Origin of the sequence: Thioclava sp. ES.031, from assembly GCF_002563775.1 — a bacterium.
GTDB lineage: Bacteria > Pseudomonadota > Alphaproteobacteria > Rhodobacterales > Rhodobacteraceae > Thioclava.
Genome location: NZ_PDJO01000001.1, coordinates 2,726,757 through 2,739,274 on the forward strand (window position 1 = coordinate 2,726,757; position 12,518 = coordinate 2,739,274).

The 12,518-nt window shown below is 61.5% G+C and carries 12 protein-coding genes; 5 read left to right on the top strand and 7 right to left on the bottom strand.

Translation table 11 applies throughout. The features are described from left to right. Positions 1-8: 8 nt before the first annotated feature. Genes AXZ77_RS12980 through AXZ77_RS12995 form a run of 4 tightly spaced genes read left to right on the top strand, consistent with a single transcriptional unit; the run spans position 9 to position 4,688 of the window. On the top strand, positions 9-1,004 hold the full coding sequence (locus AXZ77_RS12980) for an alpha-ketoacid dehydrogenase subunit beta (RefSeq protein ID WP_098411471.1): 996 nt from the start codon (positions 9-11) through the stop codon (positions 1,002-1,004). Next, positions 994-2,334: a biotin/lipoyl-containing protein gene (locus AXZ77_RS12985; RefSeq protein ID WP_098411472.1), complete on the top strand. Its 1,341-nt coding sequence runs from the start codon at positions 994-996 to the stop codon at positions 2,332-2,334. The genes AXZ77_RS12980 and AXZ77_RS12985 overlap by 11 nt, the downstream gene beginning before the upstream one ends. A 19-nt stretch (positions 2,335-2,353) precedes the next feature. Beyond that, positions 2,354-3,784 carry an NAD-dependent succinate-semialdehyde dehydrogenase gene (locus AXZ77_RS12990; RefSeq protein ID WP_098411473.1) on the top strand — a complete coding sequence of 477 codons (1,431 nt, stop codon included), beginning with the start codon at positions 2,354-2,356 and terminating at the stop codon, positions 3,782-3,784. A 10-nt stretch (positions 3,785-3,794) separates the two neighbouring features. Beyond that, positions 3,795-4,688: a 2-oxo acid dehydrogenase subunit E2 gene (locus AXZ77_RS12995; RefSeq protein ID WP_255266497.1), complete on the top strand. Its 894-nt coding sequence runs from the start codon at positions 3,795-3,797 to the stop codon at positions 4,686-4,688. Positions 4,689-4,895: 207 nt separating this feature from the next. Here AXZ77_RS12995 and AXZ77_RS13000 read toward each other — a convergent pair whose 3' ends face one another. Then, entirely contained in the window at positions 4,896-5,432 is a 537-nt protein-coding gene (locus AXZ77_RS13000; protein ID WP_255266498.1) for a substrate-binding domain-containing protein, read from the bottom strand. Between the two features lie 81 nt (positions 5,433-5,513). Between AXZ77_RS13000 and AXZ77_RS13005 the strand changes: the two genes are divergently transcribed. Continuing rightward, positions 5,514-6,673, top strand: a protein-coding gene (locus AXZ77_RS13005) for an IS3 family transposase (RefSeq protein ID WP_255266453.1) whose coding sequence is annotated in 2 segments (ribosomal slippage) — positions 5,514-5,763 and positions 5,763-6,673 — 1,161 coding nt in all. Because the reading frame shifts where the segments join, the coding sequence is not laid out codon by codon here. A gap of 301 nt (positions 6,674-6,974) precedes the next feature. Here AXZ77_RS13005 and csgH read toward each other — a convergent pair. The 6 genes from csgH to AXZ77_RS13035 form a co-directional block, all read right to left on the bottom strand. Then, entirely contained in the window at positions 6,975-7,340 is a 366-nt protein-coding gene (gene csgH, locus AXZ77_RS13010; protein WP_098411475.1) for a curli-like amyloid fiber formation chaperone CsgH, read from the bottom strand. Between the two features lie 44 nt (positions 7,341-7,384). After that, positions 7,385-8,026, bottom strand: a complete 642-nt coding sequence (locus AXZ77_RS13015; protein WP_098411476.1) for a hypothetical protein — start codon at positions 8,024-8,026, stop codon at positions 7,385-7,387. 163 nt (positions 8,027-8,189) lie between these two features. Next, entirely contained in the window at positions 8,190-9,464 is a 1,275-nt protein-coding gene (locus tag AXZ77_RS13020) for a hypothetical protein (RefSeq protein WP_098411477.1), read from the bottom strand. Positions 9,465-9,539: 75 nt separating this feature from the next. Further along, complete coding sequence (locus tag AXZ77_RS13025; RefSeq protein WP_176536041.1) at positions 9,540-10,529, bottom strand: hypothetical protein; 990 nt, start codon at positions 10,527-10,529, stop codon at positions 9,540-9,542. A 158-nt stretch (positions 10,530-10,687) separates the two neighbouring features. Then, the gene (locus AXZ77_RS13030) at positions 10,688-11,680 is read right to left on the bottom strand and encodes a CsgG/HfaB family protein (protein ID WP_098411479.1); all 993 of its coding nucleotides are present in this window, start codon (positions 11,678-11,680) and stop codon (positions 10,688-10,690) included. 2 nt (positions 11,681-11,682) lie between these two features. Next, entirely contained in the window at positions 11,683-12,144 is a 462-nt protein-coding gene (locus tag AXZ77_RS13035; protein ID WP_098411480.1) for a curli assembly protein CsgF, read from the bottom strand. Positions 12,145-12,518 lie beyond the last annotated feature (374 nt).

Below are 12,518 nucleotides of genomic sequence, written 5' to 3' on the forward strand. Positions count from 1 at the left end.
AGGAAATCATGCGCGAGATCACCCTGTCCAAGGCCGTCAACGAGGCCATCGCGGAAGAAATGCGCCGCGATCCCACGATCTTCCTGATCGGCGAGGACGTGGCCGAAGCCGGCACACCCTTCAAGGTCCTCTCGGGCCTCGTCGAGGAATTCGGCACCGAGCGGATCATCGACACCCCCATCTCCGAACCCGGTTTCATGGGGCTCGCTGTAGGTGCGGCGATGACCGGATCGCGACCCATCGTGGATCTGATGTTCGGAGACTTCCTGTTCCTCGTTATGGATCAGCTCTGCAATCAGGCCGCCAAGACCCATTACATGTCGGGCGGCAAGTTGAGCGTGCCTCTGGTGCTGCGCACGAACCTCGGCGCGACCCGACGCTCGGCCGCCCAGCACAGCCAGTCGCTGCATGCGCTCGTGGCGCATATCCCGGGGCTGAAGGTCGCCCTGCCCTCCTCGGCCTATGAGGCCAAGGGGCTGATGAAGACCGCGATCCGCGACAACAGCCCGGTCGTGATCTTCGAAGACAAGCTGATGTATAACGACAAGGCCCCGGTGCCCGAGGAGGAATACCTGATCCCCTTCGGTGAGGCCAACGTGCTGCGCGAGGGCAAAGACATCACGCTGGTCGCGACCTCGTCGATGGTGCAGGTGGCGCAGGCCGCCGCCGAGACGCTGGCCGCCGAGGGCATCTCGGCCGAGGTGATCGACCCGCGCACAATCGTGCCTCTCGATGAGAAAACCATCCTCGACAGCGTGCGCAAGACATCCCGCGCCATCGTCATCGACGAAGGCCACAAGAGCTACGGCATCACCGGCGAGATCGCCGCGCGCATCTCCGAGAAGGCCTTCTACCATCTCGACGCGCCGGTGCTGCGGATGGGTGCGATGGACGTGCCCGTGCCCTTCTCGCCCGCGCTCGAGGATCTGACCGTGCCCACGGCCGATGGCGTGGCGCAAGCGGCCCGCCGGCTGGTCCGGCAGGAGGTGAGCGATGCCGCATGAGGTCATCATGCCCGCGCTCGGCATGGCCCAGCAATCGGGCCAGCTTGTCGCCTGGCTGAAAGCGCCGGGCGATGCCGTGAAGGCGGGCGAGCCACTGATGGAGGTGGAAACCGACAAGGCGACGATGGAGGTCGAGGCACAGGCCGACGGCTATCTCGGCGGGCTTCGCGCGAAGGCGGGCGATGATGTGCCCGTGGGCGCGGTCGTCGCGGTGATCGCCGAGAGCCAGCAGGCTGCGGAAGCCGAGGCTGGCGGAGAGGTTGCTCAAGACGCCCCTGAAACCGCGTCCGAGACCGACAGCGACGACACGCTCCCCGAAGGCGCCGAGGTTATCATGCCCGCGCTGGGCATGGCGCAGGAGACCGGGCAGATCACGACATGGCTCAAGGAGCCGGGCGACGCGGTCGGTGCCGACGACATTCTCTTCGAGGTCGAGACCGACAAGAGCGCCGTCGAAGTGCCTGCCGGTGCCACGGGTTATCTCGCCGCTATCCTCGCTGAACCCGGCGAGGAAGTTCCGGTCGGCGCGCCGATCGCAATCATCTCGGCGGAGGCGCCCGCGAACCCTGTCCGCCTCAGCCATGCGCAAAAACCGGCCACGCCCAAGCTTGCCAAGACAGAAGCCCCGGCGAACAAACCCAAGCCGGAGAAAGAGGTTGCACCGACGTCAGAAGCGGCCAAGCCGTCTGCGAAACCTGCGGCAGCGCCCGCGCCCGGCGGTCGCATCCTCGCCTCACCGAAGGCGAAACGGCTGGCCCGCGAGCAAGGGCTCGACCTCGCTCGGCTGACCGAGGCTGGCATCGCGCAACCCTACCACGTCTCGGATCTCGAAACGCTGCGCGCCCTGCCCGCACCGCAAGCAGCGGCAGCGACGGCTCCGACCGCTCAAGCGCTGCATCTGAGCGCCGAAGTCTCGGCCCAAGGCTTCGCCGCTTTTTGCGACTGGATTGCGGAGGAGACGGGCGAGGACCCCGATCCGGGCGCGCTGCTCGCCGGTCTTGCGGCGAGCGCGACGCTGTCCGGCCCGGTCGCGGTCTCGCGCCACGGCCGCAGCCGCTGCTTCGTCGACCCGGCGCGTCACCCGCTGGGCCAGGCCCCCCAGGTGGACGAAGATGCCATGCCTGCGCTGCTGATCCGCGATCTGCGCGGCAGCGCGTTGCAGCGGATCTCGCTCGGCGGGGAGGCGCAGCCGGTGCTTACCCTCACCGGCTCCGATCCGCTGACCCTCACGCTCGAGGCCGATCCCGGCCAACTCGCGCCCGAGGCGGCGCTCGACCTGATAACCGGATTTGCCGCGCGGCTGGACGAGCCGCTGCGCCATCTCCTTTGATAGAAGGAACCGGACCGACATGGACCAGACCGACCTCTATATCGACGGCGCATGGCGCCCGGGCGCGAAAGGCACCCGTTTCGACGTGATCAACCCGGCGACCGAGGAGGTGCTCGCCTCCGTCGCCTCTGCCGAGATCGAAGACGCGGATGCGGCCCTCGATGCCGCGCAGAAAGCCTTCGGGGACTGGGCGGCACGCTCGCCCCGCGAACGTTCGGAAATCCTGCGCAAGGCGTTCGAGCTGATGACCGAACGGCTCGATCACTTCGCGCATCTCATCACGCTGGAGAACGGTAAGGCCGGCACAGATGCGATGGGCGAGGCGCGCTACGCGGCCGAGTTCTTCCGCTGGTTCGCCGAGGAAGCGGTGCGCGCCGACGGCATGATCACCCGCGCCCCCGCTTCCGGCGCGCGGATCGTGGTTCAGCATAAACCGGCGGGCATCGCGGTGCTGGTGACGCCGTGGAACTACCCCGCCGCAATGGGCACCCGCAAGATCGCGCCTGCGCTGGCCGCGGGCTGTCCGGTCATCATCAAGCCCGCCTCCGAGACGCCGCTGACGATGCTCGCGTTGATGCCGCTGCTGGAAGAGGCCGGCGTGCCCAAGGGCCTCGTGAACGTGCTGCCGTCCGAGAACTCCGCGGAGATCGTCGATCACATGCTGCACGATCCGCGGGTGCGGGTCGTCAGCTTCACCGGCTCCACCGGGGTCGGCCGCAAGCTCCTGCGCTCTGCCGCCGATCAGGTGCTGAAACCGGCGATGGAGCTGGGCGGCAACGCGCCGCTGATCGTCTTCGAGGATGCCGATATCGACGTGGCGGTCGAAGGCGCGATGCTGGCCAAGATGCGCAATCTCGGCGAGGCCTGCACCGCCGCGAACCGGTTCTATGTCCATGAGGCGGTGGCCGAGGAATTCACCGCGAAGATGACCGCGGCGATGGGTGCGCTGAAGGTGGGCAACGGCGTCGAGACGGATGTCGATGTCGGCCCGCTGGTCAACGCCAAAACCCGCGACAAGGTGGCGAGCTTCGTGACTGACGCGCTCGAACGCGGCGCTGAGCTGAAACTGGGCGGCAAGGTCCCGAACGGACCGGGCTATTTCTACCCGCCGACCGTGCTGACGAAGGTGCCGCAGGATGCCGCATGCGTGCATGACGAGATCTTCGGTCCGGTCGCCGCGATCCAGACCTTCACCGACGAGGAGGACGTGATCGCGCGCGCAAATGACACCGAATACGGGCTGGTCGGCTATGTCTTCACGCAGGACATGGCGCGCGGAATGCGGGTCTGCGAACGGCTCGACTACGGGATGGTCGGGCTCAATCGCGGCCTCGTCAGTGACCCCGCAGCGCCCTTCGGGGGCTCCAAGCAATCGGGGCTGGGCCGCGAGGGCGGGCATGAGGGCATGCTCGAATTCATGGAAACGCAATATATTTCGGCCAGCTGGTGAGGAGGAAGCCATGAGCTATGTCGCAAGCCCGTCGGTGCGCAGCTACGCCGCCGAGCGCGGGGTGAACCTCGACCGCCTCGCACAGGAAACCGGACGCGAGACGCTCGCGCGCGAGGATGTGGATCGCAAGGCCGACGGGGCGGGCTCCGGTGTCGCGCCCGGCCCCGCACCGGATGCCGCGCGCTACTGGGATGTCGATCACGCGGCTTACGGCCCCGTCACCGAGGAGCCGCTCTCGCGGATCGCCCGCGTGGCCGCCGATAACCTGTCCGCGGCAAACGCGTTGATCCCGCAGGTCACGCATCACGACAGCGCCGACATGCGCGCGGTCGAGGCGTTCCGCAAAGGCCTGCGCGACGAGGCGCGCGAACGTGGCACCCGCCTGACGGCGCTGGCCTTCCACGTTCGGGTTCTGGCGCGCTGTCTGAGGGAATTCCCCCGCTTCAACGCCTCGCTCGATGCAAGCGGCGAGACGCTGGTGCTGAAGGATTACGTCCATGTGGGAATCGCGGTCGACACGCCGAACGGGCTGATGGTCCCGGTGATCCGTGACGCCGATCGCAAGGGATTGTGGGACATCGCGGCGGAGATCACCGATCTGTCTCGCAAGGCGCAGGGCCGCAAGCTGCGCCCCGACGAGATGGGCGGCGCTTCGATGACGATCTCCAATCTCGGCGGGATCGGCGGCAGCGCCTTCACCCCGATCGTGAACCCGCCGGAAGTCGCGATCCTCGGCATCACCCGCAGTCAGGTCACGCCGGTCTGGGAGGGCGAATGGGTGCCGGTGCCGCTCTGCCCGCTCGATCTGAGTTATGACCATCGGGTCATCAACGGGGCGGATGCCGCGCGTTTCCTGACGCGCTACGCGACGCTGATGGCGGACCCGCGCCGGATGCTGATCTGAGTGCCGCATCCGTGACGAAATGCGCCGTCACGGACGGTCTCGCCCGTGACGTGGCCCTCCCTGCGTCGGGCAATCGCTCGGCCTGCGCCGAGCGGCGTTAGGTAAGGGCCGTAAAGTCGATGGACTGCGGCGTCAGTCAGCTTTCGCCGCCTCGGCCTTGCGCGCCTTCTCCAGCAGGTCCGTAACCAACGGGTTAGGAAACCGGCGCTACAGGGTCACGGCGTAGAAATCCTCGCCGATATCGAGATCGAAGGGCGCGGTCACCAGCAAGCCCTCGCGAAGCTCGTCGGCCAGAACCACCGCGGGCGTGATCGCAAGGCCTGCATCCTCCCGGGCCAGAAGGCGGATCATGGCCATGTCGTCGACTTCCGCCGCCACTTGCGGGCGCAGCCCGAGTCGCGTGATCAGACTGTCGAACCCGGTCCGGATCGAACTGTCGGTGGGCAGGATCACAGGCTCCTCGCGCAGCATCTCCTCAAGCGTGGCGTGCCGCAGCCGGTGCGGTGTGCCATGCAAGAGAACCTTCTGTTCTGCGACGCGATGCGCGATGAAGCTCGAGAACACGTCGCGGGCGGGCGGCTCGGTCGTCAGAACCACGTCGAGCGCCATCACCTGCAGCGCCTCGAACAGCACGTTCGCGCTGCCTGACCGCAACACGATCTCCACATCCTGACACCCGATGATCGGTGCGAGAAACCCGATCTGGAAGTTGCGCGAAAGCGTCGAGAGCGCCCCGATGCGCACCGCTTGACGCCCCGTGACCTGCCCCCCGCGGGATCCCTCAACGTAGTGTAGAGTCTGCGCCAACTCTGAAGGAGCAGACGAATGAGAAAAAGCCGTTTCACCGAGGCGCAGATTATCGGGATGATCAAGGAGCAGGAGGCAGGCATGCCGACAGCTGATGTGTGCCGCAGGCATGGCCTCAGCCCGGCGACCTTTTACAAGTTCAAGGCCAAGTATGGTGGCATGGAGGTCTCCGAGGCGGCCAGGCTGAAGGCGCTCGAAGACGAAAACGCCAAGCTCAAACGTCTGTTGGCCGACACCATGCTCGACAACGTGGTTCTGAAGGATCTGCTGGGAAAGAACTGACGACATTGACCAGGCGGCGAGAGGCGGCGCTCAGGGCGATGCGGGATCATGCCATCTCGCAGCGTCGGGCCTGCCAGCTTGTCGGTGTCGACCCCAAGACGGTCCGGCGCACACGCCCGCCGGACTGCCCCGAGATCCGCGAGGAGATGAAGGAGATCGCCGGGAAGCGGCGCCGGTTTGGCTATCGCCGGATCGGCATCCTGCTGGAGCGCAAGGACATGACCATGAACCACAAGAAGCTGTATCGGCTCTATCGGGAGGAAGGGTTATCGGTGAAGCGACGGCGTGGACGCAAGCGGGCTCGCGGGTCACGCACACCGATGCCTGCGGCGGCGCATCCCAATGCGCGCTGGTCGCTCGACTTCCTGGCGGACAGCTTCGGCGCCTCGCGCAAGTTCCGTATTTTGGCCGTGATCGACGATTGTTGCAGAGAGAACCTGTGCCTGGTCGCCGATACCAGCATATCGGGCACGCGTGTTGCCCGTGAACTGGATGCGCTGGTGCGGATCTACGGAAAGCCTGCTTGCATTGTCAGCGACAACGGGACGGAGTTCACCAGTCGGGCCATCCTGAGATGGGCCGACCAGAACGCCATTCCCTGGCACTACATCGACCCCGGCAAGCCGCAGCAGAACGCGTTCATCGAGTCCTTCAACGGAAGCCTGCGCGACGAATTATTAAACGAGGAGATCTTCGACACCCTGGACGATGCCCGGCGCAGTTTGGCGCTCTGGCGCTACGACTACAACGCCGTCAGACCGCACTCGTCTCTGGGAAACCAGACGCCGCTCGAAGCGCGCCGGGCGCTTGAGCAATTTGAGGGCTCCGCGCCCGGCGCGCTTGCCCACAGCAACCGACCCGACTACCAATCGCAAACCTGCAGACTCTCGTTATGAACGAGGGACCCAAGGGGGGCAGGTCAAGACCGTTGCGACCTTCTGCAGTACAGTTGTCCCAAACCTGCCATTCGTGAAGCACTTCCACGCGGCTGCTGGCGCGACTCTCTGCTGCTCGTAAAGCCTTCTGCGGAAAATAAGTATCGAAGAAGATGCCAACGGTACGCGACCCTATTCAGCCCATCTCCATAAATATCAAACCCAGCTTCGCAAAATTGCGTTTTGAGCAGGGCTTCAAAGCGAAGAACAAGGCTCTTTGTTTTCAGTTTGCAAATGTCTACCAAGGAATCCTTATTCCTCTTTACTCAACGGAAGTCATCTTTGTATCCTCGAACACCTGCCCCTCGCTATCTATTATGCGTAGATGGATTGTGAGATTGGCATTCGTCTCCAGTGATATCTTCGCCGTCGAAAGAGGGCCGGTTGCGTCTCCGTGAGACACGGGAACTGATCCGGATTGTCGATTGACGGATCGTCCATGGGGGCCGGTTTTCATTACCTCAAGGAGATATTTCCCTGAATGGCCGGGCTCGAGCCGGGAGAAGGTCTCGATCGTGACAAGGCCCTCGTCTTCCGAGAGCGAAATCCATGCGCGCTCGGCCCCGTCGGCCAGAACCTGACACGGCGCGACGAGCAGAAAGGCGAGAAGATAGGTCTTCAGTTTCATTATGAGCTCCTGTGAACACGGGGCGCCTCGGTCGGTTGAGGTTCTCACTCGCCGGTCTGAGTGATCTCGACGGACATGCCACCGGTCTGTGTGACGATGATCGGCGCGGCGGAGAGGCCGAACTGTTTCAGTCGGGCGGAGTTGTCGTCTCCGTTCTGCTCCAACTCCATCCGATTGCTTTGGCCCTCCTGATAGAGGTCCGCGAAATTGTCGGCACCGTTCTGGCGCAGCTTCATATCGTTGTCTCGACCGATTTGCGTCTGAAACGCGATGTTACCAAGCCCCGATTGGTCCAGCGAGACGAGGTTGTCTCCGGCAAACGGTACCTGCGCCGTCGTCTGGCTGATGCTAAAGGAATTGATCATGCCGTCGATCGTGACATCGGCGGCATTCCGGTCGCCTTGTTGCGAAATGTCGCCTTGGTTGTCCGACCCGCTCAAGCGCACGTTGGCGCGGTGCTCGTCGCCATGCTGCTCCACGACGAGCGCACTGGAGTCACTATATGCGACGACCTCGGCGATATTGTCTGTTCCGATCTGCTCGATCAACACATCGTTCGCGTTGGCCCACGGTCGCGACGTCTCGCTCGAGGAACCACCATCGACCTGATTGAGGTTTTCCTGAGCGAAAACGGACGTGGCACCGAACACGAGAAGCAGTGCGGCAAGCACGTATCTGGAGATCATATCACTGGCTCCGCTTTTGGATGATGCGAGACCCTGACAGGTCGAGGATATCACGTATTTTCATAGCTGGCTTTACTTCGGACGGTCTATCTCCGTCCCCGGCCGAACATCCGCGTAATCGAGCTGTCCCGCGCGCAATACGCGCGGGACATTTTCATGAAGGTTACTGCATCACGGTGGCGACGTTACCAGTACCCGCCTGGGTGATCGTGGAATGGTTTCCGCTGGTCATGAGCTGCGAGACAGTCGCGGAGTTCCCGCCAGCACCGGATTGGTCGATCATGCTGACATTGTGATCCATGCCTTGGGTCACGCTGGCAAACTGATTGTCATCGATTTGCGAGATGGTGCTCTCGTTGAGATCACCGATTTGGGAGACAAAGGCATATTGGTCGTCACCGGTCTGCGTGATGAGGCTTTCGTTCGCGAAGCCCGCTTGCTCAAGAATAGCTTCCGCGCCCGAACCATCAGACTGGTTGATGGTGCTCATGCCATCGATTCCCGATTGCGTGACCATCGCCGTCGCACTCGTGTTGGTTTGATCGACATAGCTCGTGTTGTTGTCATTGCTCTGCGTGACAGTCGCGGTTGCGAACCGGCTTTGTGGACCCTGCGAGATGTCGGAGAATTGGCTCGTACCCGATTGGTCGACGGTGGCCGTGACAGTACGGGCGACTTGCGAGATCGTGCTCTCGTTGTCGGAGCCGTCCTGTCTTACAGAGGCCGTCATCTCCGTGTTCGCTCCTTGCTCCACGAGCGACTGGTTGTTGCTGCCGATTTGGAACACGTCGACGAGGGCGTCTGAGCCGCGCTGGGTGACGTCGGAGACGTTTGCGATTCCGTCCTGATAGACATTCACATCAGAGTACGGATTTGCGTCTTCCGCGAAAACGTTCTGGGTGATCGTGGAACTGTTGTCCTGACCGAACTGATCATTTCGGGCCGTCACGCCTGACGCACCGGCATCCGGAACCCGGTTCGGATTATCAAACTGCGCAATGGACGAGGCGTTGCCGGACCCGGTCTGGATGATGCGACCGTTCAAGCTGTAGCCTGAGGGAATACCATCCGGCGGCACCTGCGCGGTGCCGTTCGATTCTTGGTAAATGGAGGCCGTGTTTGTCGGTGCATTAGGTTGGTCGGGATTGGATTGCTCGATCCGTGCTCTCGCGTTGTCGCCAAGCTGATCGATTTGCGCGCTGTTGGTCGGGACGGTGAAGCCGGGAATTCCGTTCGGGTTCTCAGACTGGGTTACCTCCGCGACGTTTGCGTTGCCGTTTTGTGAAACCGTAGCAAACCCTTCAACGCCACCGGTCTGATCCACGGATGCAGTGTTAAGCCCTCCGATCTGGTCGATCATGCTGTCATTAGCGAATGCGGCCGAGGCGCAGACCGCCAGCGCGAGCGCCGAGGCGCTGGAAATAAGAACGTTCTTCATCTTCTTTACTCCTGTTGGAAAGAGCCCCACGGATCAGGCGCCTCTCGGCACCTAATCGAGGTGAAGCTCAGCGCATCACTGGTTGACGGTGGCCATGTTGCCGGCACCCGATTGCGTGACGGTCGAGAAGTTGCCGTTCGTCGCCATCTGGAACACGCTTGCACTGTTGCCGGTATTCACGGCATCCACGACGGGGTCTCCGCCATCCTGTTCGATGATCGAGCTGTTGTTGTCGCTGGATTGCGTGACTTCGGCGAACTGATCAGCACTGCCTGGCCCCGAGATCAGCGAGGTTTGCAGAACAGAGCTGGTGTTGCCGTTACCGTCTTGCAAAATCAACGCGGCGATCGAGCTGTTCGCCCGGCCCGATTGAGTGACATCGCTCGTGTTATTGTCGCCCGACTGTTCCACCGACGTCATACCGAAATTCGCGCTTTGCGAGATGGTGCTGATGTTCCCCGCGCCCGTCTGTGCAACGGTTGCGTCGTTGTCCAAGCCGCTTTGAGAGATATCCGAGGAGTTCCCGGTGGTCGCCTGCGTAACGTTAGCGGTATTGAGATTGCCCTTCTGTTCAATCGTTGAGATATGGTCGGTGCCATCCTGGGTGACCGACGCATATTGCCCACGACGATCGACCGGATCCGTATCGCGACCCTGCACAACGCTCGAGAAGTTGTTCGCGCCGTTCTGCATTACGTCCGCTTCGGCCAATGGCGGACCGTCATTCCACTGAGTGATTTCCGATATGTTGCCAGGCGCTTCGCCGGGATCACCGGTCTGGTTCACCGTCGCCTGTGCCTGCTGGCCTTCCTGGTAGATGGTCGAGGTATTCGACGCGGTGTTGAAGCCCGGCGTCCCGTTATTGGGATCGTCCGACTGGGTCACGTTGGCAATATGTGCGCTACCGATCTGATCAACTGTGGATACACCTTCGTTTCCTCCGGTCTGATTGATCGTAGCCTCGTTAAGCCCGCCGATCTGATCGATGGAGCTTTCATTTGCATAAGCCTGGCCAGCGAGAGTGAGCGCAAGCAGTGATACACCCGTGATAAAGTGCTTTTTCATGAGGCAATCCTCCAGTATAAGCACCAAAGGCATCTTTGGTGCCGGTTTGGCGGCCGCGAATGCGACCACAAATCAAGGCGTGGCGTTGCAGGTGTCCAGCCAAGTAGACGCCACGCCCCCGAAACTCGCCCTGCCTACAGGCGATATGTCATCTCTGCTCAGATTGTTTTTCTGGTTTCGGCTGGCGATGTTACAGCCGACGTAAGTTCCGGCTTATTGCTGCCAGAATAGGTTTGATCCGTGATCCGCGAGGGGGAGAGCCGACCGTCTTCAATCTTGTATTGAGTGACCAGCCGCCTCTCGGCTTGAGGATCCTTGAATTTCCAATAATCCCGCTCTGCCATTTCCATAACAAGCGTATATAAGGCTTTCTCGATTGCTCGCCGAAGCGCCACGAAATCGGGTTCGTTTGCGGTAATGCCAGCTTCCAATTCCAGAATCTCGTCCGTGTCGACATAGCGGAAGACATTGGCGCCGACGCTCGTCGACAGAATGGATTTTTGAACCACGACGGATGCCAGGACCTCGCCGGTCTTTACGCTCACAGTTCGCAGGTTCACGCTAATGCTGTCTTTGCGATACTCGGTCTTCGCGCCGATCCCCAACAGGGCCGCGCCCGCGCCGCCGGTCTCAATGTTCGAGTCGAAACCTATGACCCCCCCTTCGATGATCACCCCGGCGAAGAGCATGGGCGGAAGCGCCTTCGGGTTGATCTCCTGTTCCTTGAGATAGATTTTGCGCATTTCCTGGATGAGCCGCCGCTCCTGCAGCAAATTCTTGAGGCTGCTGCGTTCCACGACGCGAAACCACTTGCCGTCGCCTGCGTCCCGGAGGGCCTTCATAAGGATCGCGCCACCGCCCTGCGATACTGCCTTGGAAAGCGACTGGTAGTTTTCGGAGGGTTTGAATTGCCCGGTCAGGTCTTCAAAATCGTAGACGGCCACGTCTATCCGGCTCTCGGGTGGCGGAAGCTGCAGCAACGTATTGCGCGTCACCGTCGGCTGCGGAAGGGTCGGAGGCTGTTCGTTCTGCGCAAGCTGCGCCGAGAGCTGTGCGCAACCTGACAGCGCGAGAGCGACGCTGGTCACGCAGGCGATCCGCGTTGCCGCACTGAGCACATGCGCCCGGAGTAATTCAAATCTGCTCTTCATCGTCAGTTCGCCGCTGCCTGCTCTACAACCGGCAGCACGATCTCTGTCGTGGAGCCATCAAGGAGATTGGTGATTTCAACCCGGATATTTTCGAGCGTACGCTCGTAGAAAATCTGTTGATCGCCGATGGTGATCGTATCGCTATCTCCCGGCTGCGCGCCGGTGATGACCTCCGACAAGCCTGATGACAGCGACGACAAGAGGCGGCTCTGGAGTTGCCGCACGAACAGGTCGGATTGGGAGCTGTAACTCGAACTCTTGCTGCTTCCGTCGTCTTTGTACTGATTTTGGATATCTGCCAGCGCGAGCAGGTGGCTGGAATTGAAAGAGCTTCCACCAAAACTTGGGCTCGTGAAGCTATAGGTAAGATCTTGCGCCGAAGCGCAACTCGCTTGGAATGTCAGCGGCGCGCCCACCAAAAGAAAAAGCGCGACGAAGCCGAATGTCGTCCTATCCCCAACCATCAAAATTACCCCACCGATGGTCTAAAATTTTCCAGCCCTTGAACACGAGAAATCATCTCACGGGCCTTTGTACTGTTGTTAACTTTGCGTCTGAAAAGAGTGATTCGCAATTGTCAAGAACCTCCGTGAGGTCCGAAGTTTACGTTGAGGTAACGCCAAGTGACTGAGATAAAAAGACTAATTTTCGGGCAAAAAAACATATGTTCGCGCAATTTTGCGCGCAATTTCGCGCGGGGGTTGAAACGATTGACTGCGCCACCCCTTAATTTTCGAAATCTTAAATAAGTGAAAAGCGGATACGTCGGCTGGTGAAGCTTATGGAGTTCATACGGATCTACCAGTGGTCCAATGCCGGCACGCCAAAGCAGAAGCAC